We start from the raw sequence: 16,307 nt of genomic DNA on the forward strand, positions 1-16,307 counted from the left end.
CTGGCCCGTGGCGGTTGCCGGTGGACAGGACACGGCCTAGTCACGCCCGGACCCGCGCGTGCGCCGCCAGCGGCCCCACCAGGGGCCCTGCCCGCCACCGTGGCCTCCTCCATGGCCGCCGCCACCGTGGCCGCCACCGTGGCCGCCACCGTGGCCGCCCCCCTGCCCACCACCGTGACCACCACGGCGGCGGGTCCGCAGCCGGGTGGAGACGGTCGCCGTTCCGTCCCTGGGGACCCGCACGGTGTAGCTGCCCTCGCCGGCGCGCCTCACCGACGGTCCGTCGAGATCGACGTCCAGATCCTCCCGGCGCCGGGAGGCGTGCAGGGCGGTGTGGCCGAAGGAGTCCGCGTACAGGTAGACCGGCAGGCGCCGCCCGCGGACGGTGAGGGTCCGGTTCGTACGGCGGTAGCCGTCGACCACGGTGACGAAGACCCGCTCACGCCCCTCCCGGTCGTCGCGGTCGCGGTCGCGGTCGCGGTCGCGGCGCCGACGACCGGGTCCGCCGGAGAACCGGGCGAGCGAGGCGGCACGGCGCAGGAGGGTCCGCACCGAGTTGAGGACCGGGCCCCCGGGTTCCTCCCCCGGGACCTCGCCGTCCGGTGCCCCCGGCCTGCGGGTGAGCGCGATGTGGCTGGTCAGCAGGAGGAACTGCAGGTCACCGGCGCCGTCCGTCGGCCACCCGCGGCCGTCGATCTGCGCCTCCCGGCGGAACTCCGAGAGCTCCGCGACGTCCATGTTCCGCACCCGGCTGCTCTGGACGAAGCTGACCGGCTGGGTCGAGTCCAGGCGCACCCAGATGCACTGGTGGAGGCTCAGGGTCGTGCCGAACTCGGACCCGGGCTGCCACTTCGTCCTCAGCTGCGCCCTCGAGGGGAGGACGCCTCCGGGGGCGCTCGCATCTGCGGTGGCCGCCGGCAGGTCCACCGGGTCCGAGGGGTTGTGGGCGCCGGCGGTGGGGATGAGCCTGTTCCACCGCGCGAACGCCCCGGGCCCGATCCCCCAGTTGGCGATGCGGAACTCCGCGGTGACGCCCCTCGCCGGGGAGGTCACGTCGTCGTTCAGGACCGTGGCGACGAACTCGTTCACGTCCCGGACGATCAGGTGCCCCGGCGGGTCGGCGCTCCCGTCCCGGCGCACCCCGATGGCTCCCTGGTCGTCCGCGAACCGCACGCCACGGGACCGGACCCCGCCCTGGGAGGGGCCCAGCAGCGCCCGACCCAGCCGCGCCGGCTCGATGACGATGTCCTCGATGTCCCGCTGGCCGTCCTCGTCGTCCAACTCCTGCCCCAGTGGCCAGGTGAACTGGGTGACGAAGTCCAGGCCGGCGGGGGTCCCCTGGGCCACCCGCAGGACGTCGAAGAAGAAGCCGATGGTGCCGGTCATGTCGATCCAGCCGGCACCGCCCTGGGCGACGGAGGTCGGCAGCCTCAGCTCGACGCTGTAGTTGCGGTTGTTCGTGCCGCCATCCCAGGAGCGGACCTTGATGTCGGTCCCCGCCGGCGCCCCGCCCGCGGACACCCAGGCCGACGTCCCGGTGTCCCAGCGGTAGTACTCGACGTTGCGAGGGTTCCTGTTGGTCTTGAACCCCACCTGGCCCAGCGTGAGCCCCCAGGGATCGGGGTCGTTGGGCGCGGCGGTGCCGGCGCCGGCGCCGCCGGTCACCGGCTCGATGTCGATGCGGCGCTCGTGGCCGGTCTTGCCGACCGACCCGGCGGCGAAGTCCGGGTGCAGGACGATGATCACCCGGTCGTCCTGGTCGAAGCTCGGATCCCGGCGGACGACGAAGGACAGGTGCAGGAAGTCCTGCCCCCGGTGCTTGACCCCGGAGAAGGACACCAGCGGCGCCGACAACCCGGCCGCCGTCGCCCCGCCGAAGGTCTCGCGGCCGGCGCCGGCCCAGCCGGGATCGATCCGCGCCACGGCGGTGCCGAACTCCTCCGACATCGCCGGCTCCGGCTCCACGAAACCGTCGACGGTCGGTGGACCCGGTTGGGTGGGGACGCCCTGGTGATCCGGGAAGGAGATGGTGTCCACCATGATCGTCTCGACCTCTCTCTCGGAGGCGCCAGCGCGCCCCGCCTCACTGGGTCCGCAGGAAGAACCGGATGAAGGACACGTAGTCGCCGCCGCCGGCCGTGGGCGTCCCCATCACGCGCACCCGGAGCACGCGGGACGGATCGGTCTCCTCCCCGGAGGCGAGCAGGGTGACCGCGAAGCGCCGCTCGCCTCCGGCCGACTCGGCCACCTCCTCACCCGGCGCCGGGTTCGCGCGCTCCAGCGACCACAGCCCCGCGGCCGCGGGCTGGACCTGGGCGGTGAAGCGGAACCGCCCGTCCTCCTGGGGGCGGGTGATCATCTGGAACCGGACGCTCCGGCCGACCGGCAGCACCAGTGCGCCGTCCGGGTCCACCCGGCCGCCCGCGGTCAGGGTCGGCGGGTCGAACTCGACGCGTGGATCGCTGGCGGTGAGCATCTCCCCGACGACGACCTCGAGAGGCGCCGATGACCGGTTGAGCTCCGGCTTCGCCGGGGCGACCAGGCACTCGCAGGCCAGCGCGAGCTGGACGGTCGACGCCCCGACCGGGACCGTCAGGCGGATGCCCACCGGCACGGGCCCGGAGCCGGGGACGTCGGGGTCGTGCGGCCGCAGCTCGAAGTGGTCGTCCGCTGCTCCGGCCGCGTCGACCACGCTGGCGGCTGCCTGCCACTCGTCGACGGGGACCCCGACCGCGCCGGTGAAGACCGGGCGGAACCGGTAGGTGGCCGCGACGTCCGTGCGCGCCTCCACCTGCCAGAGGAAGGTGTAGGTGTCGCCCTCCTCGATGGGCAGCTCCGACACGCCGCCCAGGTCCTCGGTGAACACGACGGTCCCCTCGGGGATCGGGATCCGCGGGACCACCGAGATCAGCCACTCGGCGACGCCGCGGTCGTTGGCCACCACGACCGGCGCCACCCTGGGGACGTCCAGGACCTCGGGGAGGTTGAACACCAGCGCCGTGTCGCTCGTCCCCGGGTTGTACGCCACGACCGGGATGCCTCCCACGGTCACCGTGTTCCGCTCCGCGGGCAGGGCGAAGTTGCGCCCGTGCACGGTGATCTCGGCGCCGACCTGGTGGTCACCGGGCGGGCTGACGCCGGTGATGACCAGCCGGTCGGTGTCCTCGGGCGGTGACACCGCCAGGTGCCGCAGGAAGTCGGCCGTCACCAGCACGAAGGGGCGTCCGGTGGCGGCGTCCACGGCCTCGTCGACGGTGTAGGTGCGCAGCACCCCGGCGACGTCGAGGTCGATGACGGGGGCGGTGAGCGACGCGGCGACGAGGGGCCAGACCCGCCCGGCGGCGATCGAGGCCCCGCCCCGGACGTCCAGACCGTCGAGGAAGACCGCCAGGTCGACCCCCTGCCGGGCGCTGCTGCCGCTGACCGGCACCAGCACCGCCGGCGGCAGGTAACGGAACACCTCCTTCGCCGCCAGCCCGGTCCGGCCCGCCTCCGGGACACCGGGCCCGGCGAGGTCGGAGAGCTGCGCGGCGAACTGCGACAACGTCGCCAGACCCGCGGCCGCCCCGGCCGGACCCGCGAAGACCGCGGGCCAGTCGGTCGGTGTGCCAGAGGGGGTACGGCGCACCGCCCAGCAGTCGACGACGTCCACCCCGCCCCCGGCCCAGGTGACCACCGCGAGCGGGACCTCGCAGTCCCGCACCACCCCAGCGGCGGTCAGGCGCTGCAGGGCCGGCAGGTGCTGCTCCGGCGGGCCGAAGGGATCCAGGGCCGCCCGGGCCCGGGGCACCGAGTCCAGCAGCAGGTGCGCCAGGACGTTGCGCACCCGCGGATCCGGGACGTCGGCGCCCGCGGTGGCCAGCACGGCGAGGTCGTCGCTGTCGTGACCACTCGCGACCGCCAGCCCGGTCACGTCCAGCGGGACGAGCCGGAACTGCACGCCGGTCACCTCGTAGCGCGGCCCGCACGGTGCGGTGGGGGCCCCGTGCACCGCCGCCCCGGGAGCGGAGCCCCGGGTGCCCGTGGCGGTGGCGATCGTCAGCAGGTAGGCGCCGCCGCCGGTCGAGGACACCGGCGCGGGCCGGTCGACGCACACCACGAAGTCCGAGCCGGCCACGCGCTCGGTTCCGGGCGGCCGGACCAGTCGGAGCACCACCGGCGCGGTCAGCTCGAGGACGTCCCCGGCGACGTCGACGGCCAGCCCTGCCGTGAGGTCCAGGCTGCGCCGATCGGGTCGCCGGGTCACCGTCAGCCCGCGCGCGACACCGGGACCGAGGGCACGACCGAGTCGCCGATCGGCCAGGTCGGTGGCCCGCTGCACATCGCTGAGGTCCTCGGCGGTGAGGACGCGACCGTTCCACCAGGCCACCCGTTCGACGCCGTCGGTGAGGTGGGCGCTCTGCAGGAGCAGTTCGGCGGCCATGGCCCGTCCTAACCGATCCGGACGGTCGTGCCGCCCCAGGGCGCGGGGAGCACGACGACGTCCTCGAAGCCGTCCACGAACTTGAGCGCGGACGGGTTCAGCACGAACTCCGTCACGGTGTCCTCATCGCCCTGCCCGACCCAGGTGACACCCCGGTCGCGCGCGTACTCCGTCAGGGGCTGGGGCGCCCCTACGCCGACGAACATCTGGCGCAGGTTGAACGTGAAGCGCAGCAGCGTCGCGGGCACCCGCGTCACCTCGGCCCGGAAGAGGTTGCACTCGACCTGCCGGACCGTGATGTCCTGCGCGGACACCTGACTGAGCCGAGGATCCCCGTTCGGGCCGCACTCCTCGATGGCGACCCGCAGGTGCCGGTCGTACTCCAGCGGCGCGCCGCCGGTGGTCGGGTCGGTCACGAGGACCACCTCGTTGCCGGGGACGTCGAGGTGGAACCAGAGGAGGAACACGGCCGGGACGGGATCCTGCCGGTTGTTGCTGCCGATCAGCCGGATGGTGACCAGCGGCAGCAGCGGACCGGGACGGCCGCCGGCGGGGCGCCCGGGCACCCAGGAAGCGCCGTCGAAGGTCAGCACGTCCCCCTGCTGCGGCGTGGCGGCGGCCACGGGCCGGCCTTGGAGCTGCTCCAGCCGCGCCCCGCCGGCGGTCCGGCCCAGGTCTCCGAAGAAGACCTCGTCGACCCGGACCGCGTGGTGCGGCGCCGTCGAGGGGCCGAGGCGGGTCAGCGCGTTCCCCCCGGCGTCGAGGTCGCCCAGCAGCGGCCGGCTGCCGTCGGCGGGCAGGTACTGGGTGTGCACGTCACCGACGGCCAGGTTGTCCAGGACGTTGTGGTCCTCGACCGGCGGTGCCGCGATCGGCGGGCGCCGGTACAGCGCCAGCGCGATGAGCCACTCCTGCAGGAAGCGGCTGCTGAGGGCGACCGGCCGGTCGTCCTGCACGACGACCGGCGGGGAGTCCAGGACCAGCCGGCCGTCGACGTCCTCCCCGAGCCGGAGGTCGATCCGGGCCAGCAGCACCGCGGTCGACGGCGCCTGCGGCTGCTGCCCGCAGTTATCCGCCGGCGGGGCCAGGCAGGGAGCGCTCCCGAGTTCCGGACGGTGCCGAGTGACCCACGACACCAACTGGTGGCGGACGGAGTCGTTGTCGGCCAGCGACTCCTCGGGAACGGAGTCCAGGACGTCGGCCAGCCGGTCGACCAGCTGCCGGAGCGCGCCGTCGGCGTCCTCGCCCGGCTCGAGCGGCGGGCTGGTGAGGATGCGCAGCTCGAAGGAGTCCTGGACCCGGGAGGGAGCCATGCTCTCCTCCGCGGTCCGGCAGGCCTGCGAGGGCACCGGCACGGCGTCGGTCTCGCACTCCCGGTGGCACAGGACGACGTAGAGGGCCGTCGTCGCGGGCACCGCCCCGACCGGCAGCGAGCCGACCAGCTCCTCCTCGTGAGCCTCGACCCACCGGGCCAGGTCGGCGCACTGCTCGGTCGGCACGCACACCAGGCGCCCCACGGGGTCCACGGCCAGCCCCGGCATGACCGTCAGCCGCCCCGTGCCGACATCCCACAGCACGTGCAACCCGGACAGCGTGCCGGAGCCGTGCAGGGCCCGGAGGCCGAGGTGGTCCCGAGCGCGCAGGTACAGCTGCTCCTGATCGAGGTCGTCCTCGCCCAGGACCATCCCCCGCGTGTACCGGACCCGCTTGCTGGGATCCCCGCCGCCGCAGCCGCAGGAGACGTCCGCGAAGTCACCCATCGTCCGGCTCCGTCCCTCCGTCGCGTGCTCGACGTCCGATCCGGTCCCGCCCCACGACCCACCGATCGGAGACGTCCCACGGGGACCGCCCGCCCACGCGGGCGCCTGCCAGACGCCCCTCGCCCAGCACCAGGGCGGCGAACCGGCTGCTGGGGCCGACGGTGGTCTCCGCCCCGATGCGTGCCGCCCCCACCTGGAAGGCCGCCCAGTAGGGCCGTATCTCATAGGCCGTGTGAGCCGGGCGTTCCCGCTCCACCACCTGGGCCACCCTGGCCAGGTGGTCCCGCTGGGCCTCGTCGGGCTCGTCGAGCTGTACGGGGACCAGCACCGTGAAGCGGTGAGCGGCCCGCAGGGCCGGGAGGACCATCCCCACGAACTCCAGCCAGTCCCGCAGGGGCACGCCGTCCGGCGGCACCGCGGTGCACGGCAGGTCCACCTGCTCGAACGTCGCCGGCACGGCGCCTCCGGCCAGGCCCCACGCCGCGCTCAGGACCGACGTCCGCCGGTACCGCTGGGCGAGGAACTGCCGGTAGGCGCGCCGGTCGTCGACGGAGACGTCGGCGTAGGGCACGCCGACGGAGGCGCGGAGGAACTCCGCCCGGTCGCGGGCCTCCGTCGGCCCACACGGGGTGAGCGGGCGGAACGGCTCGGTGAGCGTCCCGTCGGGTGCGGTGGCCACGTGACGTCCCCAGGCCGCCGCGACGCCGGCGGGCGAGGCGTGACGGGCCAGGACGTGTTCCCGGTAGCGCCGGTCGAGCTCGCTGCGCCCGTCCGCGGGTAACCAGCGGCGACCGGTGGTGACCAGGCGCGGTCCGGCTGCGGGCGCCGGCTCCTCCCCCGTCGCCGGCGAGGGGCCGGGCGCCGACCGGGCGGTGAAGGCCTCGACCACCCGAACGGTGAAGCCGGGCGCTGCCGTCCCGTCGAAGATCGACGAGTCCGGGTGCGGATCGGTCGCCAGCCGGATCGCCTCGACCAGACCGCGCACCGTGCCCCGCCGGCCGTGCAGCTCCACCGCGTGCTTCAGCAACAACCGGACCCGCGCCTGGTCCCAGCCGGGGTCGACGGTGACGCCCAACCACGTGCCCAGCCAGGCCAGGTGGCGCGCGTCCAGGGCCGTGACGTCGAAGAGGACCTGGGCGCCGGCGATCTGACCCTCGAGGGTGGTGAGCAGCCCCTCGACGATGGCGAGGTAGCGGTCGAGGAACCCCGCCGAGTCCGGGTCCTCCCGATACAGGTCCGGCAGGTACTGCCGGAGGTAGGAGAAGCGCGGGCCGTGCACCCGGAGGGCCCACAGGCGGGGGGTGTGCCGCCCGTCACCGGTCAGGGTCAGCCGGACCTGGACGAACCGGCCCACGGCCCGCTGCAGCAGGATCTCCCACGTGCCGGTGTCGGGTGCGCCGGCTGCACCGACGCGGTGATAGGGCACCTCGCTGTCCCGCCCCCGCCGGTACGGGTCGGGCTCCTCCCGCCAGGGGGCCCGCTCCAGGTCGGTGGCCTCGTCGGCGGTGCGCGACTCCACCCGGACCGCCGTGCCGACCGGCATCCGACCGTCGATGGCCAACCGGTGCCAGACGGTGCCCGGCGAGCCGGCGTCGAACGGGCCGACGACGACGGTGCCGCTGGTGCGGTAGCGGGGCGCGTGCCGCTCGACCAGGGGCAGCCAGCGGTCCTCGAGGTCGTAGCGCACCTGCCCGCCACCGGCCACGAGCCCCTTGCCGGAGAACAGCCGCATCGGCAGGTACCGGGCCAGCGGTCTCAGCGACCCGCCGTCGGCGGACAGCTCGAAGGCGGTGGCCTGGTCCCCGCGGCTGTCGGCCACCACCACCGTGCCCGCCACGCCGCCCCCGGGCGCGGGGGTCCAGGCCAGGTCGACGGGCTCGGTCACCGCCGACAGCGGCCAGCCACCCGCCTCGCGCCCACCGCGGTGGCGCGAGATCCGCGCCGGCCCCACTCCGCCGCGGTCCAGCACGAGCACGGACCCGTCCGGCAGCGCCTCCACGGCCACCGGCCACTCGGCCGCCACCGGCGCCGGGCTCCCCGCTCCGGGGACCGGCTGGTCCGGCGGCGGACCCGCGGAAGCGCTGGCGACGAAGTCCGCGGCCCGGGGCGGGCGGGCGACGCGCCCGGCGAGGTCGGCGATGCGCAGCCTGCGGTCCAGGCACCACAGGCGCGCCGGCCCCGGACCGGGTGGGCCGTCCAGGATCCAGACGCACCCTTCGGGCCCGGCGGCCATGTCGACCGGGGTCAGCGGCGCCGGCCACAGCACCCGGCTGGGAGCTCCCCCCGCATGCAGGTCGAACACCAGGACACCGGGCAGGTCCCCGGACCCCACCACCAGGTGGTGGTCGTCCGTCACGGCCAGACCGGCCAGGAGGCAGGGAGGCACCCGGCGTCCGGCCGCAGCGTGGAAGCCGTCCCCGGGCTGCGGGGGGACGGCCTCGGGAACGGGCCAGTACCGCGTCGATCCGCGCGCACCCGGCGCCTGGCGACGCACGTCGGTCCGGTCCGCCCCGATCCAGACGAGGGTGCCGTACCGGTCCCGACCCGCACCGCGCCGGTCGGCGGGGTACAGCCGACGGTTCCCTCGGCGCTCCGGGAACACGTACGGCAGCGCGGCCAGCCGGACGGTGGCGTCCGGAACGTGCCACGCCAGCCCGTCGGGCGGGTCCTCGTCGCCCAGCCACCCCCGCCGTCCGATGGCGAGGTGGAACGGGGTGCCGTTGACGTCGGCCATGACCGCCCTCAGCACTCCGCGGGGACGTACGGGATCGGCAGCAGCGGCACGTCCGGCTGCGTCGGGGCCGTGCCGAGCAACTCGGTGAGCGGCTGTGGCAGGCCCTGGCGCGCTGACACGGCGACGAGACGGGGCAGCTGCAGCCCGGTGAGCGTCACCCGGTCGACGCCGACGCCGTCAGCGCCGCTCAGCAGCACGTCGGTGACCTTGGCGACCCCCTCGACGCGTGCTGCGACCACCCACGCCTCGAGACGTTCGACGTCGGTGTGCAGCGGCCAGCCCCGGCCCGGCATACCACCGGCCAGCGCCGACAGGAAGGTCCGCAGTGACCGCCGGAGCTCCTCCCGCACCAGGGCGAGGTCGCGTCCGGGCAGGGCCTCGAAGCCCACCGACACCCAGACGGGAACGTAGTCGGGGCCGCGGACGTGCAGCTCGGTGGTGACCAGCCGGCGCGGTTCGACGTGGGCGCAGACGGCGTCCAGGACGTGCCGGTCCGGATCGGGGGTGTCCTGGTGCACGGCGTCGTACCGGGGCACCACGAGGAGGGTGACGGCGCCGGCCACGCTGACCTCCCCGAGCCCGGGATGGGACAGGGAGGGGTGGAACAGCGGCAGGACCTCCACCCGGGCCAGGTCGACCCCCGGGGTGCCGGCGACGACGTCCCGGAAGTCCTCGGGGGCGACCAGCCGGTCGCGGTGGCGGAGGAACGCGGCGGCGGAGCGTTCCGCGTCCGCGACCGACTCGGGCTCGTCGCCTCCCCACGTCGACACGGGGTTGGTGACCTTGACGCCCGCGGGGAGGGCGGGCCCCTTGGTGATCGCCCCCGCGGCGACGAGGCCGCGCCGTCCCCCACCGTGGTCGTAGGTCGCGGTGATGGCGACGCCCAACGGCGGCCTGCGCCCGTGCACCCCGTCACCGAAGGCGACCGCACCGGACTGCAGGTCGACGGTGTACACGTCGGTCCGGTCGCCGGGGTCGGTGGGGCGCCCGGCCGCGTCGGGGAGGGCGACCTCGGGGCCGGCGCCGAGCAGGTCGTCGACGCGCTCCCACACCACGCCCCCGACGCTCAGGCGCAGGGAGTCACCCAGCACCGGCGTCTGCCCGAGCTGCACCCGCTGGTCGCCGCCTCCGGTTCCGCGCCCCAGGGTCTCCACCGGCACGTGTGCCCGCTGGCGGACCAGGGCCGCGTTCGTGCCCAGCCAGCGCAGCCGTGCCCCCGCTCCCGGGCCGGACGCCGGCGAGGATCCCGACGGCGCCGGGCGGATCCGCAACCAGGTCACCAACCGGTCGGCGTCCGCACCCTCCAACGCCGGCGGGAATCCGCCCACCCCGTCCTCCGTCGGGTCCAGCGGCCACACGTCCAGCCGGCCGCGGTCCGGCAGCTCCAGCTGCACCACGCCGGCCGTGGTGGTGAGGTCAGCCGTACTGACGGTCGGTACCGGGACGTAGCTGGCCTGCCGCCCCTCGGCCTGCTCGGGCAACGGGGTCGCCAGGTTCGGGAGGGCGAATTCCAGGCCCGCCGGGGACTGCTGCGGGTCGCCTCCGCCCGCGGGGAGGAGCCGCGCCGTGGCGCGCACGTCGGGGACCACTCCCACGGTGAGCGTCTGATGGGCCAGGCTGTCGCGGACGTCTGCGGGCAGGTCCCCGGGACGGGCCAGCAGGGCCAGCCACAGCATCCCGTCGACCGTGCCGGCGAGGTCCAGCGGCTCACGTTCGGCCGCGTGCCAGTCCACCTGCGCGGTCTCGTAGTAGTCGAAGTCGGTCCCCGGCTCCGCGAAACCGGCGTACAGGGCCTCGTACTCCCGCTCGACGTCCGCCCGGTCGAGGGCGGGGATCTCCGCGCGCCGCTTGACGAAGGCCTTGCCCTCGACGGGCAGCACGGCCAGCCCGTTCTCCGTGCGGAAGGGCACCGCCCCGGCGGCCACCTCGACGTCCCGGTCCAGCACGACCCCGGGGCTCATCGGGCCGCGCCGGTTGTCGAAGGTGACCAGCCCGGTGGCCGCCCGCGCCGGGCGGCGCGCGTGCCCGAGGAGCCGCAGGAAGGCCTGCCGGTTGCGTTCCGGGATCAGTGAGCTGCGGTAGAGCAGCGACTCGGTCATGAACGCCCACAGCTGCAGCAGCGTGATGCCCGGATCCGAGGCGTTCCGGTTGGTCCACTCCGGCGTGTGCACCGGGATGCGGGCCACCGCCTCGTCGAGGAGTTGCCGATAGCTGCGGCCGTCGACGGGAGGAGGTGGGGGTTCCATCGCGACCTACCCCTGCACCGGGGTGACCACGGCCACGACGCCCCGTTCCCCGGTGGCCACCAGGGTGTAAGAGATGGTCACGTCGGCGCTCTGCGGGTCGGCCGGATCGGCCTCCACCCGGATCCGGTCCACCCGGATCCGGGGCTCCCAGCGCAGCAGCGCCTGGGCGACGCGCTCCTCGATCAGCCGGTGGGTGGCGGGGATGTTCGGTGCGAAGAGGAAGGTCCGCAGCCCGGCGCCGAAGGCAGGCTCCATGACCCGCTCCCCGGGATCGGTGCCGAGGACCAGCTGGATGCTCTCCCGGACGTTCTGCGCCCCGGTGGACCAGGCCATCCGTCCGTCGGGGCCCAGGCGGGGCGGGAACGAGAGGCCGCGGCCCAGCAGGGCACCCTCGTCGAGGAACTCGGACACGTCGCCGGCCATGGTTCAGCCCTCCTTCGGGACGGGGGCGCAGATCTTCAGCAGGGGCAACCAGAAGAAGACGATGTTGAGGATCGCGACGACGACCATGAGCAGCAGCAGCGCGCAGATGGAGATGATCGGCACCGAGAGCTGGCAGACCATCCCGAAGTCGATCGTCGGCGGGGTGCCGATCTTGCCCTCTCGCAGCGTGTCCTCGGTGACCCGGTGCATCTGCCGGCGCAGCTCCGCGGACAGCACGGTCGACACGTTGCGCGGGAACCGGCGCAGCCCGGCGGGACTGGGATCGGCCGGGAACACGATGCGCACGGGCCGGGCCGGGGCGTCCGGGTCGTGGAACGGCGCGAGGAGGAACGTGCGGGTGGGGCTGCTCAGCAGCTGGCGTTCCCGGGGCAGGCAGCGCGGACGTTCGTAGAGGAACCGGACGACGTAGACGCCTCCCGCGACCATCCCGTCGGCAGGGGGCGGTCCCGCCGCGGGGCCGTCGCCCGGGCGCGCCTCGAGCGCCTCCTGCACGCAGCGGAAGAACCTCGTGTGGGTCGGCGGTGTCCCCGGGCCGCCCGGATCCCCCAGTTGCACGCCGAGCACCTGCACCGCCGCACGCAACTGGTCCGCGGACAGCCCGGCCACGGGCGCCGACTCGGGCGAGCCCTCGGCGAACGCGGCGGACTCGTTGGCCAACGCGGTGGCCAGCGCGGCGCGCCAGGTGGTGGAGGCGAACGGCCGGTCGAGCTCGCGCAGCACCGCCGACCCCGCCTCCAGCGCCCCGTCCAGGTGCTCGTCCAGCCAGTGGGCGAGGTCGACCAGGGCGAAGAACGCCGACTCCCGCAGCAGCACCGGGTCGGCAGCGGGCGTCGAACCGCGGATGCCCTGCAGGCCGGTCACCACCGACTCGAGGACCTGCAGGCGGGGGTCGGCCAGGGCCGCCAGAGGGTCGTCCGAGCCCGCCGCGTGGTCCGGGGAGACGGTCGGCACCCCGGTGAACGTCTCCCGCGCGCCGACCGGCACCAGCCCCGCGTGCAGCCGGCGGGGCCGGTCGCGGTCGTGGACGGCGACCGGGAACAGCGGCAGCCGGGCCTCCCCGGTCAGGACGGCGGCGCGGTCGACCTGCCGCCACGCTCCGCCGTCGCCCGCGGGCACCCAGCCCGCCTCGACGAAGGTCGTCGGGTCGTCGGGGTCGACCGGCCGGGTGCCCACCGGGTGCAGCCGGCGGAGCAGGAAGGACACACTCTCGCCTAGGTCCGGGGACACCGCGTGGTCGGGGTGCCCGAACCGGCGGCACACCAGGGATGCGGCGACCAGGTAGAACCGCCCGTGGACGGGCTGGAAGATCCGGACCGGGGTCGACGGCGGCCGCTCGTGGGCGGTTCCCAGCCCCGCCCCGGGGTCACGCCACGTCTCCTGCCCGGCCACGAACCCGGCGAGCCCGGGGCCACCGGCGCCCACGGCGGCGGTGGCCTGCTCCATGAAGTCGTCCCCGGCGAACCGGAGGAGCGCCGGCCGGCCGAAGGCCGCCCCCGCCACCGGAACCGCGGCCCACAGCGGCTGCGGGGTCCGCCAGACCACCTCGTCACGGGTCATCGTCGCCTCACCAGATGTTCCCGGCGCCGGGCGTGTAACTGGAGCTGACGACCGCGTTCGTGATCACGGTGTCGGCCTTCACCACGCCGGAGAACTTCGACATGCCGGCATCCACCGTCACCGTGCCGGCGGTCAGCGTGACGGAACTGGCCTCCACCGTCACCGCTCCCGAGGACCGGAGCCGGATGCCGCCGGAGACCAGCTCGGCACGGTTGCCGCTGCCGTCCTCGACGACGATGGCGCCGGGCCCGTCCGCCAGGACGACGCGCTGACCGCCGGGAGTGGCCAGCACCAGCCGCTCGCGGCCGTCGTGGTCGTCGAGGGTGACCGTGATTCCGTTGCGCGAGCGGAGGACCTTGAGGTCGTTGGCGCCCGCGCCGTCCATCGACTGCGGTGGCGCGTCGACACCGTTCCACAGGGCGCCGACGACGTAGGGCCGGCGTGGATCACCGGCCTCGAAGACCACGAGGACCTCGTCGTCCACGTCCGGGACGAACCAGCTCCCCCGGCCCGCACCGGCCATCAACGTGGCCAGCCGGGCCCAGGCCTCATATCCCGCGGCGCCGGGATCAGGCGACCAGGGCAGTCGGATGCGCACCCGCCCCTGACCGTCGGGATCGACGACGTCGGTCACCAGCGCCGGGTGGGCGCCGGGGTAGCAGCCGGAGATGCCGGTCATCACGGCGTCACCGGGCACGACGGTGGTCACGACGTCCCCCGCAGACCCGGCCGCTCGATGCGGAAGGTGGTCCGGAAACCCGACGTCCCGTCGTAGAGGTGCCGCACCTCGGTGACGAAGTACCGCCCGGCGAAGGCCGGGGACACCCGGACGAGGTCGACGTGTCCTCCCACGGTGATCCGGGCGTCGCCCTCGGCGGTGCCCCGGCCGGTGACGAACCGGCGGGACACCTGCCGGAACCGCGCCTCGGCGACCGCACGGGCCTCGTCGGAGCTGAGCGGAACCAGGCCGACGACCCGGTCCGGCCGGCTGCCGAACGCGCCGGCGAGCGTGCTCGCACCGCCCCTGCCGCCATCCAGTTCGCCGGCGACCGCGTACTCGGCGGCCTCGTGCTCGAGCGCTTCCTTGGCCTCGACGTCCCAGCCGCACACGCCGATCCCGGTGCGCTGGTGGGCCAGGTCGGCGAGGACAGTGAGCTCGCGCAGGTCCGCCCCGTAGGTGAGCGGGACGGCGCCGGCGTCCCGCCGGGCCCGGGCCTGCACGTGCAGCGTCCCCGCGGTCAGCCACACCTCGGCGTCCACGGCGCGGGCCCGGGCCCGGACGAAGGACAGATCGCTCTCGTTGAGCTGGGCGAGCGCCCGGTAGCGGGTGGGGTCCACGTCGACCTCCGCCCGCAGGCCGTGATCCGCGGCGATCCGGCGGACCACGTCCTCGTCGGTGACGTCCTCGAACGTCCGGGTGCGCCGGGTCATCCGCAGGTCCTGCAGCCGGTCCTCGGCGAGGACGACCAGCTCGGGAACCCGCCGGTCGGGATAGTGCTCCTCGAGGCCGGTCACCGCGCCGGAGAAGACCTCACCGCGCCGGTCCCCGGCACCGATCGTGATGGCCACCGTGCGACCGAAGTCGAGCAGCCTGCGGTCGGAGAGCACGAACCCGAGCCCCTGGCCGGTCGCCCCCCAGTTCCCGAGCACCAGCTCGCAACGGCGCATCCCCTCGACCGAGTCGTCGACGGTGGCCGAGAGCACGGCGGCGGCGAGCGTGGGCTCCGGTGTCCCGTCGAGGGACACCGCCGGGGCCGCGGCGTACAGGGACGGCGTGGGTGTCGACATGTCAGTCGGCCCTCACCCTCGCCAGCCGATCCGCCCGGCGCCGGACGACGTCGTCGACGTCCAGCGCGGTGACACCGGGCGACGGCGCCGGCGGAGGCGCCGGCGGAGGCTCGGGGCGCGGCTCGACGACCACGTCCAGCTCGTTGATGACGACGGGCACCACTACCTCCTCGGGACGGTGGCGAACGCGGACGGAACCGACGCCCCGGCGTCGGCCGCCAGGTCGACGAGCGCGCCGGGAGGGAGGATCCGGGGGTTCTCGATACCGTTGGCGCGGGCCACGGCGGCCCAGCGCGACGGATCGCCGGTCCGCCCGAGCATCTGCTGCAGGCCCTGCCCCTCCACGGCGGGGACCCGCGGACGTGTGCCCGGCGGGGGCGGCCCGCTCCCCGCGGCGGCCTTGCGGATCTGGAACTGGATGTCCTGGCTGGCGATGGTGATCGAGACCCTCGCCCGCAGCGGCCGTCCCTCGGCGGAGAAGAACTCGAGGGACTCGTCCATGGACTGCATGACGCCCTCGAAGAGGAACGAGCCCCAGAGGAACCGCACCGCCGGAGGGGCGAGCCCCCCGTCCTGCTCGACCGGGACGACGAAGTGGTTGACCCGGCGAGTCAGCTCGCGGACGTCGGCGACGTCCGGGGTGACCGTCGCGTCGAACCACAGGTCGACGGCCAGCTTCGTGCTGCTCTTGCTCACGAACTGGATGGCCGAGCCGCCGGACTGGTCGGTGCCGGCCACGGTGTTGGCGTAGGTGACCTTCAGCGACTCGGGGTTGAACTGCACCTCGACGGTGGCCCGCGCGTCGGTGACCTGCGACGGGCGGTTGCCGTCACCGAGGCGGATCTGCTCCAGGCAGGCCCGGGTGACCGCCGGTGTGTCAGGCACCCGCCCCACCTCCCGGCGGCCGCTGCAGGGAGAGGGTCTCGTAGGCGACCTCGAGTTCCTCGATCGCCACCAGGCCGGTCTGCGCGTTCAGCGCCGGGGCCCGGAGCCGGGCCGGCAGGCACCCGGTCAGGACGAAGACGGCGACCGGCCCGGAGCGATCGGCGGCCAGCATCTCCACCTCGCACGTGGCCCGGAGGTGCCGCTGACCGTCCCGGGTCACCCGGTCCACCCAGTCCCAGAGGTCCAGATTGCTGCTCATCCCACGCTTGAGGGAGAGCGTCCCGTAGGACACCGGGCCCGACAGGTGGACCGGCTGGTTGTTGTTGCCGCCCTCGCGGATGGTCTTGACCTCGGCGGCCACCTCGAGCCCGGAGCACTCGGCGAACGCGGCGTCGCAGAGCGGGTCCCGGCCGCTGTCCCCGAGCAGGACGTTGACGCGGAAGTTGAACGCGGTGAACGGACCGGACACC

At 74.8% G+C, this 16,307-nt stretch carries 12 protein-coding genes; all 12 read right to left on the reverse strand.

Translation table 11 applies throughout. From position 1 onward, the window contains the following. Positions 1-36 precede the first annotated feature (36 nt). Entirely contained in the window at positions 37-2,040 is a 2,004-nt protein-coding gene (locus ACI79B_RS13670) for a hypothetical protein (protein WP_456928472.1), read from the reverse strand. 43 nt (positions 2,041-2,083) lie between these two features. After that, the gene (locus ACI79B_RS13675; RefSeq protein ID WP_456928471.1) at positions 2,084-4,423 is read right to left on the reverse strand and encodes an IPT/TIG domain-containing protein; all 2,340 of its coding nucleotides are present in this window, start codon (positions 4,421-4,423) and stop codon (positions 2,084-2,086) included. Between the two features lie 8 nt (positions 4,424-4,431). Next, positions 4,432-6,183: a hypothetical protein gene (locus ACI79B_RS13680; protein ID WP_456928470.1), complete on the reverse strand. Its 1,752-nt coding sequence runs from the start codon at positions 6,181-6,183 to the stop codon at positions 4,432-4,434. Next, positions 6,176-8,539: a phage tail protein gene (locus tag ACI79B_RS13685; protein WP_457000158.1), complete on the reverse strand. Its 2,364-nt coding sequence runs from the start codon at positions 8,537-8,539 to the stop codon at positions 6,176-6,178. Before ACI79B_RS13685 ends, ACI79B_RS13680 begins: the two co-directional genes overlap by 8 nt. Positions 8,540-8,925: 386 nt before the next feature. Then, entirely contained in the window at positions 8,926-11,163 is a 2,238-nt protein-coding gene (locus ACI79B_RS13690; RefSeq protein WP_456928468.1) for a putative baseplate assembly protein, read from the reverse strand. Positions 11,164-11,169: 6 nt separating this feature from the next. Then, positions 11,170-11,586: a GPW/gp25 family protein gene (locus ACI79B_RS13695; protein ID WP_456928467.1), complete on the reverse strand. Its 417-nt coding sequence runs from the start codon at positions 11,584-11,586 to the stop codon at positions 11,170-11,172. Positions 11,587-11,589: 3 nt separating this feature from the next. Beyond that, positions 11,590-13,164, reverse strand: a complete 1,575-nt coding sequence (locus ACI79B_RS13700; RefSeq protein WP_456928466.1) for a hypothetical protein — start codon at positions 13,162-13,164, stop codon at positions 11,590-11,592. A gap of 7 nt (positions 13,165-13,171) precedes the next feature. After that, positions 13,172-13,873 carry a phage baseplate assembly protein V gene (locus ACI79B_RS13705; RefSeq protein WP_456928465.1) on the reverse strand — a complete coding sequence of 234 codons (702 nt, stop codon included), beginning with the start codon at positions 13,871-13,873 and terminating at the stop codon, positions 13,172-13,174. Beyond that, positions 13,870-14,952 carry a phage late control D family protein gene (locus ACI79B_RS13710; protein ID WP_456928464.1) on the reverse strand — a complete coding sequence of 361 codons (1,083 nt, stop codon included), beginning with the start codon at positions 14,950-14,952 and terminating at the stop codon, positions 13,870-13,872. Before ACI79B_RS13710 ends, ACI79B_RS13705 begins: the two co-directional genes overlap by 4 nt. A gap of 1 nt (position 14,953) precedes the next feature. Further along, a complete protein-coding gene (locus tag ACI79B_RS13715; RefSeq protein WP_456928463.1) occupies positions 14,954-15,112 on the reverse strand; it encodes a hypothetical protein in 159 nt (52 codons plus the stop codon). Between the two features lie 2 nt (positions 15,113-15,114). Next, positions 15,115-15,837: a CIS tube protein gene (locus ACI79B_RS13720; protein WP_456928462.1), complete on the reverse strand. Its 723-nt coding sequence runs from the start codon at positions 15,835-15,837 to the stop codon at positions 15,115-15,117. Next, positions 15,830-16,306 (reverse strand): phage tail protein, encoded by a 477-nt coding sequence (locus ACI79B_RS13725; protein WP_456928461.1) that lies wholly within the window; start codon positions 16,304-16,306, stop codon positions 15,830-15,832. Before ACI79B_RS13725 ends, ACI79B_RS13720 begins: the two co-directional genes overlap by 8 nt. Position 16,307: the final 1 nt, after the last annotated feature.

Source organism: Geodermatophilus sp. SYSU D00879 (assembly GCF_054050375.1).

Excerpts from the sequence above, each read along its gene's own strand:
- ACI79B_RS13670 (WP_456928472.1), bottom strand. The coding sequence starts at position 2,040 with ATGGTGGACACCATCTCCTTCCCGGATCACCAGGGCGTCCCCACCCAA.
- ACI79B_RS13675 (WP_456928471.1), bottom strand. The coding sequence starts at position 4,423 with ATGGCCGCCGAACTGCTCCTGCAGAGCGCCCACCTCACCGACGGCGTC.
- ACI79B_RS13680 (WP_456928470.1), bottom strand. The coding sequence starts at position 6,183 with ATGGGTGACTTCGCGGACGTCTCCTGCGGCTGCGGCGGCGGGGATCCC.
- ACI79B_RS13690 (WP_456928468.1), bottom strand. The coding sequence starts at position 11,163 with ATGGAACCCCCACCTCCTCCCGTCGACGGCCGCAGCTATCGGCAACTC.
- ACI79B_RS13695 (WP_456928467.1), bottom strand. The coding sequence starts at position 11,586 with ATGGCCGGCGACGTGTCCGAGTTCCTCGACGAGGGTGCCCTGCTGGGC.
- ACI79B_RS13700 (WP_456928466.1), bottom strand. The coding sequence starts at position 13,164 with ATGACCCGTGACGAGGTGGTCTGGCGGACCCCGCAGCCGCTGTGGGCC.
- ACI79B_RS13710 (WP_456928464.1), bottom strand. The coding sequence starts at position 14,952 with ATGTCGACACCCACGCCGTCCCTGTACGCCGCGGCCCCGGCGGTGTCC.